This is a genomic window from Fischerella sp. PCC 9605, assembly GCF_000517105.1.
In the GTDB taxonomy this organism is placed as follows: Bacteria; Cyanobacteriota; Cyanobacteriia; order Cyanobacteriales; family Nostocaceae; genus PCC9605.
The window spans coordinates 2,097,913-2,117,320 of sequence record NZ_KI912148.1; the positions used below are offsets into that span (position 1 = coordinate 2,097,913).

14 protein-coding genes and 1 pseudogene are annotated in these 19,408 nt (G+C 44.1%); 9 read left to right on the forward strand and 6 right to left on the reverse strand.

The features are described from left to right. The first annotated feature begins 25 nt into the window (after positions 1-25). A complete protein-coding gene (locus FIS9605_RS45130; protein ID WP_231510296.1) occupies positions 26-475 on the forward strand; it encodes an SDR family oxidoreductase in 450 nt (149 codons plus the stop codon). Beyond that, positions 438-848, forward strand: coding sequence for an SDR family oxidoreductase (locus FIS9605_RS45135; RefSeq protein ID WP_231510297.1), 411 nt, complete (start codon positions 438-440; stop codon positions 846-848). The genes FIS9605_RS45130 and FIS9605_RS45135 overlap by 38 nt, the downstream gene beginning before the upstream one ends. A 407-nt stretch (positions 849-1,255) precedes the next feature. Here FIS9605_RS45135 and FIS9605_RS36860 read toward each other — a convergent pair whose 3' ends face one another. The 6 genes and pseudogenes from FIS9605_RS36860 to FIS9605_RS45140 form a co-directional block, all read right to left on the reverse strand. After that, positions 1,256-2,524, reverse strand: a complete 1,269-nt coding sequence (locus FIS9605_RS36860) for a mechanosensitive ion channel family protein (protein ID WP_051469975.1) — start codon at positions 2,522-2,524, stop codon at positions 1,256-1,258. Next, complete coding sequence (locus FIS9605_RS42625) at positions 2,431-2,940, reverse strand: hypothetical protein (RefSeq protein WP_155960404.1); 510 nt, start codon at positions 2,938-2,940, stop codon at positions 2,431-2,433. Before FIS9605_RS42625 ends, FIS9605_RS36860 begins: the two co-directional genes overlap by 94 nt. A 63-nt stretch (positions 2,941-3,003) precedes the next feature. Next, positions 3,004-3,282: a MarC family protein gene (locus FIS9605_RS36865; RefSeq protein WP_051469976.1), complete on the reverse strand. Its 279-nt coding sequence runs from the start codon at positions 3,280-3,282 to the stop codon at positions 3,004-3,006. A gap of 40 nt (positions 3,283-3,322) precedes the next feature. Continuing rightward, complete coding sequence (locus FIS9605_RS36870; protein ID WP_035139536.1) at positions 3,323-4,309, reverse strand: linear amide C-N hydrolase; 987 nt, start codon at positions 4,307-4,309, stop codon at positions 3,323-3,325. A 107-nt stretch (positions 4,310-4,416) separates the two neighbouring features. Continuing rightward, on the reverse strand, positions 4,417-5,178 hold the full coding sequence (locus FIS9605_RS0111630; RefSeq protein ID WP_026732735.1) for a Coq4 family protein: 762 nt from the start codon (positions 5,176-5,178) through the stop codon (positions 4,417-4,419). A gap of 684 nt (positions 5,179-5,862) precedes the next feature. Continuing rightward, positions 5,863-6,060, reverse strand: a pseudogene (locus FIS9605_RS45140) (IS701 family transposase); the annotation flags it as partial. A gap of 907 nt (positions 6,061-6,967) precedes the next feature. Here FIS9605_RS45140 and FIS9605_RS41825 point away from each other — a divergent pair. From FIS9605_RS41825 to phaB, 7 genes are all read left to right on the forward strand, one after another. Further along, positions 6,968-10,723 (forward strand): DUF3574 domain-containing protein, encoded by a 3,756-nt coding sequence (locus tag FIS9605_RS41825; RefSeq protein ID WP_155960405.1) that lies wholly within the window; start codon positions 6,968-6,970, stop codon positions 10,721-10,723. A gap of 470 nt (positions 10,724-11,193) precedes the next feature. Continuing rightward, entirely contained in the window at positions 11,194-11,637 is a 444-nt protein-coding gene (locus FIS9605_RS0111645) for a CopG family ribbon-helix-helix protein (protein ID WP_026732736.1), read from the forward strand. A 1,350-nt stretch (positions 11,638-12,987) separates the two neighbouring features. Next, entirely contained in the window at positions 12,988-14,613 is a 1,626-nt protein-coding gene (gene aceB / locus FIS9605_RS0111650; protein WP_035139538.1) for a malate synthase A, read from the forward strand. A gap of 548 nt (positions 14,614-15,161) precedes the next feature. Then, positions 15,162-16,634 carry an isocitrate lyase gene (gene aceA / locus FIS9605_RS0111655; RefSeq protein ID WP_026732738.1) on the forward strand — a complete coding sequence of 491 codons (1,473 nt, stop codon included), beginning with the start codon at positions 15,162-15,164 and terminating at the stop codon, positions 16,632-16,634. Positions 16,635-16,810: 176 nt separating this feature from the next. Beyond that, a complete protein-coding gene (locus FIS9605_RS0111660; RefSeq protein ID WP_231510299.1) occupies positions 16,811-17,164 on the forward strand; it encodes a thylakoid-associated protein in 354 nt (117 codons plus the stop codon). Positions 17,165-17,423: 259 nt separating this feature from the next. Continuing rightward, positions 17,424-18,614: an acetyl-CoA acetyltransferase PhaA gene (phaA, locus tag FIS9605_RS0111665; protein WP_026732740.1), complete on the forward strand. Its 1,191-nt coding sequence runs from the start codon at positions 17,424-17,426 to the stop codon at positions 18,612-18,614. Further along, positions 18,571-19,350, forward strand: a complete 780-nt coding sequence (phaB, locus tag FIS9605_RS0111670; protein WP_231510300.1) for an acetoacetyl-CoA reductase PhaB — start codon at positions 18,571-18,573, stop codon at positions 19,348-19,350. The genes phaA and phaB overlap by 44 nt, the downstream gene beginning before the upstream one ends. Positions 19,351-19,408 lie beyond the last annotated feature (58 nt).

Below are 19,408 nucleotides of genomic sequence, written 5' to 3' on the forward strand. Positions count from 1 at the left end.
TTAATTCTAGAAATTAGTAAAAAATATGAAATTAGGTAAACATGCCCTAATAACAGGGAGTTCACGTGGTATCGGTAGAGCGATCGCCATAAAATTAGCAAAGCATGGTGTCAACATCGCAATTCATTATTACAAGAATGAAGAGGCCGCTAACGATACCTTGTTAAAATTACGAGAGCAGGGCGCTGATGGTTTTTTGGTACAAGCCGATGTGTCAAACCCAGAGGACATCAGCCGCATGTTTAACCAAGTTCAAGATAAGTTCGGCAAACTCGACATTTTCGTAAGCAACGCCCGGCCTGACATGTCTGCGTTTTACCACTCTCCTATGGAGATAACTCTGGATCATTGGCGTGCAGCTCTCGATTCGCAAGCACAAGCATTTCTCCTCGGCACGCAAAAAGCAGCTCGCCTCATGCTCGACGGTGGAAGAATCATTGCCATTACTTACTCGCCCAGCGGACGCACAGGCTAGTTGGCAACCGTGGGCTGCGATGGGAACTGCCAAAGCTGCACTAGACTCGCTGTGTCGCTACTTCGCAGTGGCTTTAGCTCCTCGTAGAATCACCGTGAATGGTATTAGTCCCGGATGCATTTTTGGCGAACCAAACGTTATTGATGGCGGCATTTTGCGTGTTTTGCGGCAAAATGTACAAGAGGCGATTCAAAACTGGCATCAAAGTGGATGGACACCGATGAGACGATTGGGAACTCCAGAAGATATCGCCAATGCTGTTATGCTTTTGTGCATGGAAGAAGCCAATTTTATTACAGGTCAAATGATCTACGTAGACGGTGGAGCCTCCATTATGGACGCCGTTTTCCCACTCGACATTCAGCAAGGATAGTTGGTTGTGGTAAACTGCAAGCGATCGCACTCTAACATTAGAATCAAGTAGATCATTGAGCGATCTGTCTAGGTGTTTTAAGTGCAAAACCTCAACGTTCACACCTCAAACCGCAATGTTCTCATTTCATACTGCAACGTTCTCACTTGAAACCACAACGTTCTCACTTGAAACCACAACGTTCTCACTTGAAACCGCAATGTTCTCATTTCATACTGCAACGTTCTCACTTTAAACCTCAACGTTCTCACTTTAAACCGCAACGTTCTCATTTCAAACCGCAACGTTCTCACTTGAAACCACAACGTTCTCACTTGAAACCTCAACGTTCTCACTTCAAACCTCAACGTTGCGATCGCCCAACCATAAATAGTCTTCTTTCATCTGATGAGCAAGCCTCTCGGGAGCTAGGGTTGATTATTCTGGGTATGAATTTGAAATGTGGGTGGAGTGTAATCAACGGGTAAGTAGTTGCTGGGAATGGTGGAATGATTGCCATCTCGAATCGAAGAATACGCTGGAGATAGAATCTCAATGCCTGCTTGATTGCAATAATCTTGGATGTTTTGATGCAACTGTGAATAAATCTTGGGCATCAACTGAGGATGATCGCTGTAAGCATTTAATTCATAACTGACATTGAAATCATTCAATCCAGTTTGCAATACAAACGGACCCGGTTCAGATAAAATGCCTGACGTTGCTTTTGCGGCTTGAATTAACACCTCATGAACCTTACGCCAGGGCAGCTCGTATCCTAGTGTAATTGTTGTGTGTAGCAGTAAGTAAGTATTGGCTTCGCGGGAAATCGCATTGAAATTAATCACGTTGCTGTTTAGAACTGATGAATTAGGAATCGTGATCACTTCTTTTTTGAAGGTGAGAATTCGAGTCACAAATAAAGATTTTTCAATCACTTCTCCTGTCGTATCTTCAATCCGAATGATGTCACCAATCCGGAAGGCACGAGTATAGATCAAAATTACACCGGCAATCGCGTTGGCAATGGCAGACGACGATCCTAATGTGAACAGCGCGCCTAAGAACAGAGAAATGCTCTGAAAGGCAGGCGAGTTAAATCCGGGTAGATAAGGAGCCGCAACGATACAGGCGATCGCAACAATGAGAATCGTAGCTAGGCGATTGGTGGGTTGTATCCATTCTGCATAGAACCAGGGGTAGGCATTGTCTTGCCCCAATTCAGTAATGATTAGCTTGGCAAATTGAACGATGTAGTAGGTGAGAAAAGCAATGATTGCGACGATCGCTAGGTTCGGAAGAGATTGAACAAATGCTGTTACTAATTGGTTGATGCGATAGGCAATGTTGTTAAAAATAGATCTGCCAATCGCCCTTGTTGCTGGAAATTGACTGAGAACAAAGGGGGTATAGAGATAAAAACTAACTAAAATTAGCAGCAATCGCAGAATTTTAACGATGCCAGAAAGCAAATAGCCAGTGGCATCTGAACCTAAAAGCTGAAAATTTTGAATTCTTAAATCTAACGCATCCGCTTGCCGAGCCGCTTTAATCTTAATGAGGAAACGAGAGATAAACCGTTGTAGCAGAACCAGAAAACTAATCAGAGCGATCGTACTGAGAACGGCAAACACGATGGCCCACACAATTTTTTTGGTACTGCGATCGTGGCGATATTGAGTAACGGCAGATTGCATAATTTTAACGGTCTTCTGTGCAATCTCCTGACTGACTGATTGCCTTCTCGATCGCTGTCTCTAACAGTGAAGAGAACCGTGTCAAGAGCGAAAACAACGGATGCGTCATCCTGTTCTTCAACCCGGATAGTTTCCGGTGAGATAGAATCATCATTTGCTACTCTAGTTAAGCGATCGTTGATTACATTTGCTCGTTCTTCGGCGGACGCAACACCTGGAATGCCCTGCCTGACACGAAACAATATATTCCCATCCAGAACAATCGGATAGCCGTCAACTTGATTACCCAGTAGACTACTCTGCTGAGCATCAGCCGGATAAATGGCGAGTGTCAAAAAAACGATAGTTATACTCAGAATGAACCAGGCTTGTAATCGTCGGTAAACGTAACAAAAGCGATGAGTGGGAGAGCCCATAGTCTTCGGAAAGGATAACGGTTAGACCTATAACTTTTTACACAGTTGCATAATGAATAAAATTTAACTGGTGGGAAAGATCCCATTCAATGCAGAAATAAGCAGTACCAAACCGCCAGCAATCTCTATCGCTTCTAGAGAAATGTGATATTTATCTACTAGGTTGCGTCCCAGCAGAAACACATAAAGGCAAATGGCAGTGGCGATCGCAATCCCCTTAATTGCCAATTCCCGCTTGAATTTGAGTTCCATTGCTTGAGTCAAATTGGCAAAGGCAGGAATGATTTTAATGGGACCCAACGTCAAGAAGAAAATGGTGAAAATAAATTCTTCTGTTTCCATATCTGTACTAGATTAGGGAGTCGCCAACCAAAGACAAAGCTTACTCTACGGTTGCTGGCAAAAACTTGAACGGCTCTGTAGGTTGGAACTGCGCCGCCGTATTGCCAGCAAAAAAGGTGCCATCCGTCGGGGTCAGCTTCTTGGTCGGTGCACCCGGTGAGAAATCCAGGTCTGACAAGCTGACCCAGAATACATTTGGGATGCGAGTGGATTCAAAGAAGTAACGCTTGTTCTTGTGATCTGCCACAACGCGCCAAATCGTTGAGGAGATGTTGGGCTGTCCCGGTGTACTGATGCCTAGGGGTACTGACGCATTGCGAATCACCGAAAAAACACTGGCAATGGCTTCATTAATATTCGAGGTCTGAGGAATCGCCTTGATGTAAAACGAGGCTCGAACAAACCGATCGGCGGCTCGATTTGTGCCCGGCAGCATGGTGGTGCCACCAATCTGCTCCCAGTAATTGTTCAGGGCAATCTGTTGATCGTACACGGGTGAATTGGTCATCACCTGAAATTCACGACCGTGATGAATCACCAGCTTTCCACCCACGTACTCAAAAATTGCTGAATCACCTGAAGGGTCAGAAATCGACAGGTGGATGGTGCCTTCCTGATCGTCGGGTGTCTTAACCGGCACAATGTAAAACGGTTCTTTGCCTAAGTCCTCCACTGCCTCGGCGACGGTGGCATAGTTGTCCAACACGTATTGCGCCCAAGCAGAAAGGCACAGGGGTTTACGCGGGTCATTGCTGGTGGGTGTCGGATATTCTGTCTCAACCAGATAAAGCATGTTTGCGACCAGTCCTTTCTCGTTGATGCCGTCGGTTGAACCAACATCGAAGCCCGCTGCTACGACACTGCCATATTTGGAGATCCACTGAATGGATTTGAACCCAGCTGCCCCATCACGCTTAATGCCCCGTGGGAATGCCCAGAGGTTTGTCCCCATGTCGCTCTTCCAGTCCATGGTTCGCCCAGTAATGATTGTGTCTTCCGGTCCAAGATAAACAACTCGAGTGCACATCCCCTGATTCTTCCTATTGATTGATGGTTCTTGATTTAAAATTGTCGGTCAATTCCTTCGCACAATCATCCACTACTCCTCCTTAAGTTGGTCGCGATCGCACTCTTCTAAGCAATCGCGGCCTGGAGTTCCGGACGGCTATACCAGCTATAGTGACCTTCTACAACGGGTTTAATATTCAACTGTTGTCGCCATTCCTCAAGTGGGCGTTCCAGACCCTCTTCCCACTTCACTGGAAATAGGGGTTTGGCAACCTGTCCCATCGCAATTCCTGCTGACGCCAAGTCAAATATATACCTTAACGTCTTCAACTGCTCTGCTGGTTCCAGGTTTTCACTGTACAGTTCTTCACTGCGGAAAAATGCCATCAGAAGTGCTATTAAATCGAGAAAGATAAAAGTCGGATAACGAATCTGCCCAGCCATAACCGAAATTACACCAAACTCACCAAAATTATCCATGCTATATCCAGTAATAATGTGATGAATGTCGTGAGTTTTATAAACCCTGAAGCTAATGTAGTCAGCCTCCTGCTCAAAACTTTCAGGCGTGCGATAGAACTGAGGGTCATAGCCTAAAGTACTCATCACCCTGGCATAAGTCCAGCCTAGCGATCCTTTAGGCATATTTAACATTGCTGCTAAATCGTAGGGAGAACCCGCATAACGTTCTTTTAACATCGCAGCACAGGCTGGATCGGACTGAACGGCTTTGATGCATAATTGCATCGGATGACTAGCATGTAGTTTTTCACTAAGATCAAACACATTGTTAGTATCTTTACCCGCTCCGGCAGCCAGATCTACCAGTTCAAGAAATTGGTTTACCTTGTCTGGTGTAACGAGGTTCTGAATGTATCGAAATCCCATAAGTTAAATTCCTCCATATTTGTGTAGTGGCATAGTTGCTTGTGGTATGTGATTGCACATTCAAGGTTTGCCAGCTGGGCTTTGGCTGACTTCAGAATTATGAGCGTGCCTCCTCAAAAGAGATTCAGTATTCGTTTGATAATTTCCTTGCGATCCTGCATAACATCTCAAACCAATGCAAGCATTATCAATTCTTTACATGAGTGAATACTGTTCTCAATTTGCAATCACTCTATCAGGATTCCAGGGAGCTACCTAACAAATATGCTCTTGTGACAAAATTTTCACGATCAAGTATCAAAATAAATTGGTTCTTTTCTGATTTTGGTGAAGCTCTCAAGGGATGTCCCGCCTTATTATCTCTTTTATTGTCCTAACCACTACCAACCGTTTTATTTTCAAGCCAGATCTAATAAGCTCAATTATTTATCTAGATAAATAATTATTCGCATTTCAATTTTTGCTTTAATTTTTACTTTCTTCAATGACAGTTAAGTCAGTTAAGCAGAACTTTATAAAGTCAGGATAAAAGCTGGTATTTGAGGCTGAAAGCGTAACAGAAGTTAGCATACAAAGTGAAGAAAAGTGAAGAAAGTTGAGATAAAGTTACACCCCTTCCTTAATTCAAAATTCAAAATCGTGTTTCTTATTAATTTTGCATTTTGCATTTTGAATTTTGATTTGAAGCAAAGCGATTGCCAATTGTGGTTTAGTTTTATATTTATCTGTTGCTTTTAATCGCTTTTGTGGTTTAAAAACTTTAAACATTAATGGAAAAGTTATTCCGTTTAGAATGCCATATGCATTTACTGATACAATTCCATTCTCTACCTTCCCCAAATTACTAATATACTGCCTGTCTACACAATCAGTAGTTTTACCTTAGCCGAGTAAAGCGCGTTTATATGGTGAAAAAAATCATTTTTGAAACACCAAGACACGTAGACACGCCTTCTTCGGCTTCCCGCAGGGTAGACACAAAGAAGAAAATAGTCTTGTTTACTGAGATTTGTGTTGGTTTTTAACCACCTTGACAAGGCTAAACCAGATAAACGACTAATATTCACTATCGACATAACACAATGGTGCGATCAAAATGTTTTGCTCATCAGCTTGATAATATCCAATTAAATGGTATGGACATATAGCAAACACCTAATTCTAAGCTACTATAAGCAGTAATTTCAATCACAATTAGTATTAATCTAAAGTTAATGAAAATATTACTGAAAATTAACCAATAAATATATTATTCTTGAAAACAGCAATTTTAAACTAAACAGGTCACTAAGTTTAAGCAACATGTTTTTTTTGAATTTTGCTTGCTCTATATACGTTTTGCCAGTGAAAATTATCAGATTTAATTCTATCTTTTTTTATATAAAGATAGGTGCATTTAAATCATTGTTATATACAAAGTTAAGGAATATACTCTGTTTATTACTGACTATTCATATAGTCAATTTAACTTTTGTACCAAGTAAAGTTTTTATTTAAAGAAACATCAAATAGCTGTCTTGAAAATAGGGAACTCTTAACAGGGAAGAGAGATTTTAATTCTTTGCCGTGCGCCCCGATGCATGGCAGCCTTGCAAGAAAAGGCAAAGCGGAACGGTGACGATGCTTTTGCATTTGGCAGCTATTAAATAATCCCAAAGATGCACAGCTATTTTGGCCGCTCACTACCGATACACTCTATCGACTAGTGGGTGATCGCCAAAATGCCGCGATCGCTCTTTCCTGAGATTGCAGTTTAGTGTGAGCAGACTTAACTCAAACATCTGTACCTATGAACAAACCTACTTTAGTTGGATTTTCCTATCTTCCGGCAGATACCTTTGCCGACGGTTCACCTTCTGGTGCAAATGATGGCACAGGCAAACCCATTTCTAGTAATGGGCGTACTGGGCCATTTCCAGGACAACCCGTCCAAGGTTTCAGTGGTGTTCAGTTTGCTGACTTAGATAGTTACTGGTTTTTATCAGACAACGGCTTTGGCAGTCAGACCAATAGTGCTGATTATTTGCTGCGAATTCACAAAGTCGATCCTAATTTCAAAACAGTTGATAATGGTAATGGCAATGCAGAGTCGACTGAATTTATTCAACTATCCGACCCCAATAATCTGATTGGGTGGCAAATCGTCAATGAAACGTCACCAGATCGCCAACTGACAGGGGCTGACTTCGATCCGGAATCGATAGTGTTGGCTGAGGATGGCACGATTTGGATTGGTGAAGAATTCGGGCCCTATCTGCTGCATTTTGATAGCAATGGTGTGCTAATTGATCCTCCCATTGCCACCCCGAATATTTACCCACTCGATACTCTCGGCGGACAAGACCCCATCGTCATCGGTCACAGAGGCGGTACACCTGGAATCCGTCCAGAACATACGATCGGCGACCTCGGCGGAGACTTAATTGCTTCTAACAACTTGGGTGCTGAATTCGGAGCAGACTTTCTCGAACCTGACTTGGTGGTAACTAAGGATGGAGTTTTAATCGTCCGCCATGAGCCTGTGTTGGCAAGTGTGGAGACTGATGAGAACGGTAATATTATTTACGATGAGAACGGCAAGCCCGTTATCAAAGAAGCCACAACCAACGTCGCTAATTTTGAGAAGTTTGGCGATCGCCTAACTACGAAAGTTGTAGATGGAGAATCTATTACCGGCTGGTTCGCCGAAGATTTCACACTCGCTGAAATTAAGGAATTGCGAGCAGTCGAGCGTCTTCCAGAGATCCGCCCTGAAAGCACCAACTATGATGGCTTCTTCCAAATCCCCACATTGGCAGAGTACATCAACTTTGTCAAAGAGTACGAAGCCAAAACTGGGAAGAAACTTGGTATTTATCCCGAAACCAAGCACCCCACCTACTTTGCCGAGACAGGCAAGTATCTCGATGGCACTCCTATTAACATCGATACTTCCCAACTGCTGATTGATACTCTCGTTGCCAACGAGTTTACCGATCCCGATCGCGTTTTTATTCAATCCTTTGAGGTTTCTAATCTCAAGCAGCTCAAAAACGAAATCATGCCAGCAGCTGGAGTTGATATACCGCTGGTGCAGCTAATTGATAGTAGCGGCGCTCCCTACGACTACGTTGACGACGGAATTGCTAAAACCTACGCTGACCTAACTACCCCAGAAGGGTTGACAGAAATTGCAACCTATGCAGAGGGAATCGGCCCTAGCAAACGTCTGATTGTACCCGCTGCAACTGTTGATAACAATGGCGATGGTCAAGCAGATGACATTAACGGGGATGGAGAAATTAGCGATGCCGATCGATTTGCGGGTGAGCCAACTTCTCTAGTTGACGATGCTCATGCAGCTGGGTTACTAGTGCATCCTTATACCTTCCGCAGTGATGACTATTATCTGTTAGCTGACTACAAGGGCAACCCAGAATTGGAGTACGAGCAGTTTATTCGCTTGGGTGTAGACGGCTACTTCACCGATTTTGTCGATGATGGAGTTGCTGCTAAGGACAAAGTCACGGCAGATGAAGTTAGTTCTCCCCAAAACTCAGCAGTAAAAGAAGACAAAGCGATCGATAATCTCGCGCGATCGCGTGGCTTTGAGGCGATGAGTTACAGTCCCGATCGCCAAACGCTCTATCCCATACTAGAAGGATACGTTGCCGGCGACCCAACAGATTCTCGACGTGTTTACAAATTTGATGTTGCGTCTAAGTCCTTTAATCAGGATTTGGTTGGTTATTATCAAGTAGACAATCCCGACCATGCAATCGGTGATGCAACTGGGATCAACGATACTGAATTCTTAATTATTGAGCGCGATGAAAAATTCGGAGCAGAGGCACAGTTCAAGAAAATCTTCAAAGTTGATGTTACCAAAACCAACGATCAGGGCTACCTCCAGAAAGAGGAAGTAATTGATTTGCTCAATATTGCCGACCCCAACGACCTAAATGGCGATGGCAGCGACGTCTTTACTTTCCCTTTTCTCACTATCGAAGATATTTTGGTTGTTGACGAAAATACTATCCTGCTTGCCAACGACAACAACTATCCATTCAACGCAATCCGCAATCCCTCACAACCAGATAACAATGAATTGATCAAGGTTGAATTGTCTACTCCCCTCAACCTCGATCCTCGCCTAGGAACGCCCAAATCTGAAGCAGAACCACCCTCTGATACTCCTACTTTTACCCAGCAGGATCTATATTTCGGACGCGATATCCCCGGTGGCGCAGAAGTATCGGATGCAGAATTTCAAGCCTTCGTTGATGAGGTAATCGTACCCCTCGTTCCTGGATTAACCCTATTTGATGCCAGAGGGCAGGTGAAAGATGCAGATGGCGACATCAATAAAGAAAAATCCAATGTCGTCACCCTGATTTTGGAGGACACACCCGAAAACGCTACCATTGTTAACCAAGTACTAGCCGCTTATAATGAGCGATTTAAAGGAGCCGGAACCCTACAAGTTACCAATAGCGATGATCTTAAAGTCAGCTTTGAGCTAACCGACGATTTGATTGACAATGACCCCACACCGGAGTTTGTTCAAGCAGATTTGTACTTTGGGCGCAATATTTCTACAGGTGGACAAGTTTCTGAACAGGAGTTTAGTCAGTTTTTAGACAAAAGTATTACTCCTCGTTTCACCGGTTTAACCGTGTTTAACGCCGAAGGACGATTCTTGGATGACACAAGTTCAGTGGTTGAGGAACCAAGCAAGGTAGTCACGCTCCTTTTTGAGGACACTCAAAATAATGAAGATGCCCTTCAAGAAGTTGTTCAGGCATACATCGACGAGTTCCAGCAGCAAAGCGTCCTGCAAGTTGTCAACGAGGATATCGAAGTTAGTTTCGGCCCGGCTGAGGACGTAATTGATAATGACCCCACACCAGAACTTATCCAGGCAGACCTTTACTTTGGACGCAATATTCCCAACGCTAGACAAGTTTCCGAGCAGGATTTTCAGCGATTTCTGGATGAGTTTGTTTCGCCTCGTTTCGCGGGTTTAACTACGTTTGATGCCCAAGGACAAGTGCGGGATGAGGACGGCAGCATTCTCAAAGAGCCATCCAAGGTTGTTACCCTGATTTTGGAAGACACCCAGACAAACGAAGATGCTATTAATGAGGTGCTGACAGCTTATCAGGAAAAATTTAATGGAGCTGGAGTAGTGCAAGTCATCGACGAAGAAATTACTGCCCTCACTCCCAAAACCATATTTGGTACGCCAGGTAACGATGAGTTATATGCTGACATTGGCAGGGGTGAAAACATTGTTACTGGTGGTGAGGGAGCCGATCAATTTTGGATTGTTAGCGATGAAACAAATTTGCCAGCAAAACCAAATACTATCACTGACTTCAATAGTGCAGAGGGAGATGTGATTGGCTTGGATGGTACCAGTTTTACCTTCGAGTCTCTTGGCAGTGATTGGACAACTCGCCAAGAAGGTAACGACGCAGTCATCCAAGTCTTTGGTCAAGATGTAGCTGTGCTACTGGGAATTCAGGCAAACAGTCTCACCCAGGCAAACTTTGTTTTTGCCTAAGGCAATAAGTAAAGGGTAAGGGAAAAAGGGAAAAGTGCAAGGTGTAAGGTTTTTTACCTATGCTCTATTCCCTATTCCTAACAATTCTGTTTTTGTCCAGCACTTAGATACGTAATTTATTATTAATTTATTATTAATTTATGATTAGCGATCGCCCTTAGGAGAAAACCAGCGATCGCGTGCCTCATTGTCTAAAACTTTTACCAAATTAGAGCATTCCATATAAAACTGTTATAAAACAGTGTCTAGGAGTTAGAGGCGGGTTTGCTACCATCCTTCGCGGCGAAATATTTGGTCAAACTCGCCCGTACAGCAGTGTGGCAAGACCATTGCAGCCATACGTTAAAATAATTTATCTGTAGGTTAAAAATAGATTGTGCACTATTGGATGAAGCACCTCCAGGGTGTCCTGTTTCTCTATCAACCTGTGAGATACAACATCCAGATGCATGAGGTGAGAGTTAAGACAAATGGCAAATTCCCCCCAAGTATCTATCCGCATCCCACCTGAGACACTCAAGCGCATTGATCTACTGGCGCAGAAACTTTACCCCTCTCGTCGAGCTGGAAAAAATCCGAATCGCTCTCAAGTTATTTTAGATGCGATCGCCCAATATTTAGAGCAACACGAGTCTAGCTATACAAGCACTCTGGAAATTGATGAACAGCTTGATGATAAGCCAATTAACAAAGTGCTCCAACACTACCCTAGCTATACAAGCACTCTGGAAATTGATGAACAGCTTGATGATAAGCCAATTAACAAAGTGCTCCAACACTACCCCAAGGATATAGAACTTGCTACACAGTACTCTAAGGACATAGAACCTCCTATGCGAGAGTACATAGATTGGTGGTTCGATTATTTTTCATATATGAAGAAGCTCACTGACATATGGTTTGGTGCCAAATAATAGCTATTTTTGGACACAAGTAACTTTATGAGTCACAGTAACAATTGATACTAGCAATAAATTTTTAGAGTAGCAGGCTTGCTTCTTTTCCACTTGAAAAGTATCTATTATATGTAAAAAAAGTAACTTTTGCTAGAGGGGAAAAGTTATTTTTTAGGGTGTGTTAGCTGACCGAACACAGCCTGTAATTTTTTAGTAATCTAAAAACGGAAAAGGAGTAGATTATTGGCTATCAATAAATAATTCAATTTATACCATTTCATGTTGAACGCAATACATATAAATCCTGACAGACGTATTATGGCACGTCTGGTCAACAAAATATGTTTCATGATTAAAGAGAATTGGTATTAGAAAGGAAAACCAAACAAATTTAAAAAATATATAAGTACATGCATGTAAATGAAAAAAATAACTCAAAATATAATTTCTATTTTTATATAGATTTAAGCAATTATATTTTGTTTGAGTTTTCCCGTATATTTTTATTCATTTTTGTTCTCGTATTTGCTCGGATTTTATTTTAGATTGCGATAGACATGATTGAGTTAGGTTTTGATGTCTATCAAGAAAACATCTCACTTTCAAATGGATCAATAATTAGATCTCAATTTTTATTCAATATAAATTGGTGAAAACTTAAGAAATAAGTTTCAGGCTCTAGCAATTTGTCTGCTAATTATTTATTGGCAGTATAAAAATCAAAATAGTGTCATACACTACTGTCTGACACTTATTTTATCTAGAGTATGACAGCTAAAGTACTGTCCTACACTGTCATACATACATTTTTTTGCAGCTTAAAAGACTAAAAATTCTAATGTCTGAGATATATTTACTGCTATAGCTTCTATCAGCAGAAGTAGATAAAAGGTCAAAACATAACCTTCAAGATATATAGATAAATAAAATTAATAAATGTAAAGTTTGAACTTGTTCTTTTTGAAAATGATTTTTGATTTAATAGAATAAATTGATAGGAGAACATTTAGTTTTCAACTATTCCTAACTTAGGAATTTACATGCAATAAATCCTAAGTTATAGAGTGTTGAAAAAGCCTTTTACCATTCTGAGTGGAAAGAAATGGAAGGGTTGCGAATTGAGTTTGAAAGATTTATAAACTCAAGCTGAACACAATAGTTCGAGATGCTTTGCTACGCTATTTTTCTGTTTAGCATGGTATTTTGCAACTACTCAAATATGCTATTGGATAGTTAGATTGAGTGAGCAATCAAAACTCAACCTACTATCTAGTCTCCCTACTTCCCAAACTCATTTTATTAACTAAAATTTGAGCAAAATTGCCGAAGCAGTGGAGATAAGTAGTATTCAAAAAAGTGAGAAGTAATATGGCCTCCACCGTCTCTGTACAAAGAAATAAATCTCCAGCAAATGGCATAGAAGTTCGCGGCAAAGTTTCTGGGGAATACGGTGAAATTTTGACCGCAGAGGCGCTAGATTTTATTGCCATGCTCCAGCGTCGCTTTGGTGCTGAGCGATCGCGCCTGCTCAAACTGCGAGAAACGATCCAGCAACAACTTGATGCAGGTTGGCTACCCGACTTTCCATCCGAAACAGCAGCGATACGCAATAGTGACTGGAAAGTTGCCCCAATTCCCCCAGATTTGCAAGATCGCCGTGTTGAAATTACCGGGCCGAGCGATCGCAAAATGGTCATCAATGCCCTAAACTCTGGGGCTAATGTGTTTATGGCTGATTTTGAAGATGCCAATAGTCCCACCTGGGACAATATGGTGTCCGGTCAAATTAATTTGCGCGATGCTGTCAACCGCACCATCGAATTTAGCGATCGCAAAACTGGCAAAACCTACAAACTCAATGAAAAAACAGCCGTTTTGATTGCTCGCCCTCGTGGCTGGCATCTTCTAGAAGAGCATATTCTAGTCGATGGTCAGCCCATGTCAGGCTCGTTATTCGATTTTGGACTCTATTTTTTCCATAACGCCCACAAGCTACTGGAAAACGGCTCCGGCCCCTATTTCTATTTGCCAAAACTGGAAAACAGGCATGAAGCGGCCTTGTGGAATGAGGTTTTTGTCGCAGCTCAAGAAGCGCTTGGCTTAAGCGTTGGCACAATTAAGGCTACGGTCTTGATCGAAACCATCCTTGCCGCTTTTGAGATGGATGAGATCCTCCATGCCCTGCGCGATCACATTGTGGGGCTAAATTGCGGCCGCTGGGACTACATTTTCAGCTTTATTAAAAAGTTTCGCAATCGGCCCGATTTTGTCTTGCCCGATCGCCATCAGGTGACGATGACGACTCATTTTTTGCGCTCTTATAGCCTGCTGACGATCAAAACTTGTCACCGACGGGGTGCCTTTGCAATGGGGGGTATGGCGGCTCAAATCCCCATAAAAACAGACCCCGCTGCCAATGAAGCAGCCCTTGCTAAAGTCAAGGCTGACAAAGAACGGGAAGCCGGAGATGGGCATGATGGAACCTGGGTGGCACACCCTGCCCTCGTTCCCATTGCCCGCGAAGTGTTCGACAGCAAAATGTCTGGTCTCAATCAGCTGTCTGTTTTACGAGACGACATCACCATCACGGCAGCAGATCTGCTGACTGTACCAACGGGAGCAATCACCGAAACTGGACTGCGGAATAATATTCGGGTTGGTATCTTGTACCTGACATCCTGGTTGGCTGGTTCCGGCTGCGTACCTTTGTTTAACCTGATGGAAGATGCAGCTACGTCGGAAATCTGCCGTGCCCAGATTTGGCAATGGCTCCATCACAACGCAGCGCTAGAAGACGGTCGTACCGTCGATCGCTCCCTTTTCCAAGCCATTCTTGACGAAGAGATCGCAGCATTGCGCCAAGAAATTGCCGCTCACAGCCCTTGGCAAGCAACCTTTGACAAAGCGATCGATTTGTTCGTAGGGCTTGTTACTGCCGATAACTTTGAGGAGTTCCTGACACTGCCCGCCTATCGGTATCTTGTCAGCTTTTGAGATTACTCTACCCCCGTCAAGGTGTGAGTCTTGGAAATGGATTTTTCTTGGTGTCTTTGTGTCTTGGTGAGTCCAGCCCCCGTCTTGGTGAGGAACGCGGTCTTGGGGAGGCAGTGCGGTCTTGGGGAGGCGCGGGTGCGGAACCTGCGTCCGCACATAGAGCGCCGTGGTTCCCCCCATGAGCGACTGGTGAACCCGTAAGGGCTTCTGCCTTTAGGGGGGACTGGCGTAGACGCCCCTTGTGGGCGGCTCAAGGTAGAGTACCCGTAGACGCGCAGCGGCTCAAGGCAGAGTAGGGTGGTGAAAAAAGAATTATTGAAACACTAAGACACTAAGACACAAAGAGGAAAATAGTCTTCTCTACTAAGATTTGGGTTCGTTTTTTACCCACCTTGACAGGGCTAGAGATTACTCCCAGTACTTCACCAAGCCAAAATTGACAGGCGTTGGTCGGAGAAAGGTTAAAGGAAAAGAGTTATTTATTTTCCCCTTTCCCCTTTTACCTTTCCCCTTTCCCCTTTCTGAATGAATTGCAGGAGATTACCAGCATGAGTGAACATACTTTTGAAACCCTTGTTCCTAGTGCTCCTAAAGGTCGCTTTGACGGAATTCAACGTGCATATACCCCTGAAGATGTGGTTAAACTGCGTGGTTCAATCGACATCTGCTATACCCTTGCCGAAATGGGTGCAAACAGGCTTTGGGAACTGCTGCACAGCGAAGACTATATCAATGCGCTTGGTGCGGTGACGGGAAATCAAGCGATGCAGATGGTGCGTGCTGGTTTGAAGGCAATTTACCTATCTGGCTGGCAGGTTGCGGCGGATGCGAACCTGGCAGGAACTATGTATCCCGACCAAAGTCTGTATCCGTCGAATAGCGGGCCAGAATTATGCCGTCGCATTAACCGGACATTCCAGCGATCTGACCAAATTCAGCATTTAGAAGGAAAAGACGATATCTACTGGTTTGCTCCGATTGTTGCCGATGCAGAAGCCGGGTTTGGCGGCCCCTTAAATAGCTTTGAAATTATGAAAGCCTACATCGAGGCTGGTGCGGCTGCGGTGCATTACGAAGATCAACTGGCTTCAGAGAAGAAATGCGGTCATCTAGGTGGCAAAGTGTTAATTCCAACAGCCGCCCACATTCGCAACCTAAATGCAGCAAGGCTAGCAGCTGATATCATGGGTGTTCCGACGCTGATTGTTGCCCGTACGGATGCTGAGAGTGCCAAATTGATTACTAGCGATGTCGATGAGCGAGATTTACCTTTTATTACAGGGGAACGGACAGCAGAAGGATTCTATCGCTTAAGACCGGGCACAGGGCTGGCACATTGCATTGCCCGTGGGTTAGCCTATGCACCTTATGCAGACTTGTTGTGGTGGGAAACCTCCAAACCGAATTTGAAAGAAGCTCGCCTATTTGCTGAAGCCGTTCATCGAGAGTTTCCGGGTAAACTGTTGGCTTATAACTGCTCTCCTTCTTTTAACTGGAAAGCCAACTTAGATAATGCCACAATTGCCAATTTCCAGAAGGAACTGGGAGCGATGGGCTATAAATTCCAGTTCGTGACCTTGGCTGGATTCCACTCTCTGAATCATGGCATGTTTGACCTAGCTCGTAGCTATCGCCAGACCGGGATGACCGCTTATGCCGAATTGCAGGAAGCCGAGTTTGCGAGTGAGTCGGATGGATATAGTGCAGTGCGTCATCAACGCGAAGTTGGCACGGGATATTTTGATGCCGTTTCAGTTGCCATTTCCGGTGGACAATCATCGACAACGGCGCTGGCAGCCTCTACCGAGACGCAACAGTTTCAGTCTCCGACAGAATATCAAGGTTCTCATGTGAGTATTGACTATCAAAATCAGCAAGAAACTTTTCACGCAGAGTTTGTCAATGCAGTTTATCGGCAAGGGACAAAAGCATATGAGGATTTTGCCAAAGAAGCCCACTACACTCGCATGAAGGAGGCTTATAAAGAAATAGAAGAATTTACCCGACTGGATGATGAATAAATCACAACCTTTCATATTTCCTGGCTGAGGAAATGGTGACATCAGAGCAGTTTTATTTGCTACTTTGTGTACTGTTGTGTTGCAGGCTGAAAACTTCTGTAAAGCAGGTGAAATTGAACTGAGCCAGTCGGCATATACTATTAGTAGATAGGTATTTACTCTTATGGATGTGGTAAATGCCGCCCCACTTCCTCCCCAAACCAGCAAGAATGGGGTATCTAGCGGTTAAACGTCAAATGTATACCACCTATTTTGACGACTACCAAAAGCAGTTCAATGAGTGGCAGAAACAGTTTAGCGACTGGCAGAAAAAGTTTTTCGACACTTTGCTGGAAAGTTTGCCAAATGTACAAGGAGAGGTCAATCCCTCACAAGCCTTTGATCAATCCCTTGATTTCCAAGCAGAAATAGTCAAATCCTTCCTAGAAGCCCAAGAAAAAAACAACCGAATGATGCTAGACGCTCAAAAGAAATTCTGGGAAGACTATTTTGAAAGGATGCGGAAAAAGCCAGCCGCTGCCAGTAGTTAGGATTGTAGTCAGTCTTTGAGCGCTTCTTGACAACAGTATATCTACCCCTCAAGGGCGATCGCTCTTGAGGGACTCTTCCAAAACTCAACGGGAATCTATGAACTGGGTGCAGCGTACAATGATGTTTACCCTTTGAGCAAGAGCAGAAAAATATACCTGTACCGAGTTCCCTAAAAAGCATTGTTCTCAAACTCGCTTCAGGTAAAAATTAAATCTGCTTAATACTTAAACAAAAAATTCGGAGTAAGTAAAAATATTTATGCACGACGTGTACATTGTTTCAGCATTACGCACGCCCCTCGGTCGCTTTGGAGGCGTACTGGCAGATTTTTCACCAATTGATTTGGGTGCCCACGTGATGCGATCTGCCTTAGACCGGGCAGGTGTACCACCAGAAGCATTAGACCTGTATATTATGGGCAACGTACTCAGGGCAGGACACGGACAGTTATTGCCCCGCCAAGCCGCTCTTAAGGCCGGGATTCCGGAAGCGGTGAATGGATATGCGGTTGATATGGTTTGTTCCTCAGGCATGATCGGTCTGATTAATGCTACTCTAGCGATCCGGTGTGGCGAAGCAGACATCGTTCTGGCTGGGGGGATGGAATCAATGTCCCAGACTGGCTTTTTCCTCTCCCACAGAGCTAGGTGGGGTTACAAACTTCTCTTAGGTGCACCAGAGCAGTTAACGGACATCTTACTCCACGACGGGTTGATGGATGCAACTACAGGGGAAGGCATGGGAGAGCAAACCGAGCGGATAGCGGAAATTCATGGATTTACCCGCCAAGATTTGGATCAGATCGCACTCGATTCTCATCAGCGAGCAGCTGCCGCGACGGAGCAAGGCAGCTTCAAGAATGAGATTGCCCCGATAGAAGTCACTACCAAAAAAGGTACGCAGATAGTAGATAGCGATGAGGGAATTCGTTCGGATACGACATTGGAAACTCTGGCAAAACTACGCCCTGCCTTTAAAAAGGATGGTGTTCTCACAGCAGGAAACAGCAGTCAGATTACTGATGGAGCAGCAGCCCTGATTTTAGCCAGCCAATCAGCGGTGGACAAGTATGGATTGAAGCCCATTGCTAAGGTACTAGGGGGAAGTTGGGAAGGTGGTGAAACTTGGCGCTTTGTGGAAATGCCAATTGGAGCAACCAAGAAGTTGTTAGAAAAACTCAACCTGAAGATTTCTGACTTTGACCTGTTTGAGAATAACGAGGCTTTCGCGGTTAGCTCCTTACTCTTCCATCGCATGCTGGAGATTCCGCTTGACAAGTTGAACGTCAATGGAGGATCGATCGCCCTAGGTCATCCTATTGGCGCTTCTGGTGCAAGAATTGTCGTCACACTGATTAACGCCTTGCAAGAGCGGGATCTCAGCCTCGGCATGGCAGCACTTTGTCATGGAACAGGAGGCGGCACAGCGATCGCCATTGAAAAAGTATAAAGGAGAATTGATGATGGTATCATTGGGATTGGAAGATAAAGTTATTGTTGTCACCGGCGGCAATCAAGGAATTGGAGCTGCGATCGTTGCCTTACTCCAACAGCTAGGAGCAAAGGTCGCTTATACCGACATCAAGATCGCCGACGGCAAAAGCGGAGCCTTTGCGATCCAGGCTGACGTCACCGACTTAGCATCTATGGAAAGTGCAGCTGCTCAAATTGAAGAGAAATTGGGGCCCGTTTACGGGATAGTTGCCAATGCCGGAATTACTCGCGATAACTTTTTTACCAAACTGACCCCGGAAGACTGGGATGCAGTCATCAACGTCAATTTAAAAGGTGTAAACCACACTATCAAACCCTTTATTTCCAGCATGTACGAGCGGGGAGAAGGTTCGGTTGTCTGTATCAGTTCGATTTCAGGAGAACGGGGTAATGTTGGACAAGTGAACTACGCTGCTACCAAAGCTGCTGTGATTGGTCTAGTCAAAGCTCTTGCCAGAGAAACTGCTCGCTATGGCGTGCGGGTAAATGCCGTAGCACCGGGCTTCATCGATACGGAAATGACCAGGATAATACCAGATAAAGTCAAAGAAAAGATTATTGCGGAAATTCCTTTCCGTCGCTTTGGCAAGCCGGAAGAAATTGCCTGGGCGGTAGCATTTCTCCTATCACCTGTTGCCAGCAGCTATATTACGGGTGAAGTGCTGCGAGTCAATGGTGCTCATCACACTTAATACTTCACCAACCCAAAATTGACGGATGTTGGTTGGGTAACGGTTAAAGGGAAAGGAA

Bases quoted from the DNA above. Each gene is read 5' to 3' on its own strand.
- FIS9605_RS45130 (WP_231510296.1), top strand. From the start codon at position 26: ATGAAATTAGGTAAACATGCCCTAATAACAGGGAGTTCACGTGGTATC.
- FIS9605_RS36860 (WP_051469975.1), bottom strand. From the start codon at position 2,524: ATGCAATCTGCCGTTACTCAATATCGCCACGATCGCAGTACCAAAAAA.
- FIS9605_RS42625 (WP_155960404.1), bottom strand. From the start codon at position 2,940: ATGGGCTCTCCCACTCATCGCTTTTGTTACGTTTACCGACGATTACAA.
- FIS9605_RS36865 (WP_051469976.1), bottom strand. From the start codon at position 3,282: ATGGAAACAGAAGAATTTATTTTCACCATTTTCTTCTTGACGTTGGGT.
- FIS9605_RS36870 (WP_035139536.1), bottom strand. From the start codon at position 4,309: ATGTGCACTCGAGTTGTTTATCTTGGACCGGAAGACACAATCATTACT.
- FIS9605_RS0111630 (WP_026732735.1), bottom strand. From the start codon at position 5,178: ATGGGATTTCGATACATTCAGAACCTCGTTACACCAGACAAGGTAAAC.
- FIS9605_RS41825 (WP_155960405.1), top strand. From the start codon at position 6,968: ATGAACAAACCTACTTTAGTTGGATTTTCCTATCTTCCGGCAGATACC.
- FIS9605_RS0111645 (WP_026732736.1), top strand. From the start codon at position 11,194: ATGGCAAATTCCCCCCAAGTATCTATCCGCATCCCACCTGAGACACTC.
- aceB (WP_035139538.1), top strand. From the start codon at position 12,988: ATGGCCTCCACCGTCTCTGTACAAAGAAATAAATCTCCAGCAAATGGC.
- aceA (WP_026732738.1), top strand. From the start codon at position 15,162: ATGAGTGAACATACTTTTGAAACCCTTGTTCCTAGTGCTCCTAAAGGT.
- FIS9605_RS0111660 (WP_231510299.1), top strand. From the start codon at position 16,811: ATGCCGCCCCACTTCCTCCCCAAACCAGCAAGAATGGGGTATCTAGCG.
- phaA (WP_026732740.1), top strand. From the start codon at position 17,424: ATGCACGACGTGTACATTGTTTCAGCATTACGCACGCCCCTCGGTCGC.
- phaB (WP_231510300.1), top strand. From the start codon at position 18,571: ATGGAACAGGAGGCGGCACAGCGATCGCCATTGAAAAAGTATAAAGGA.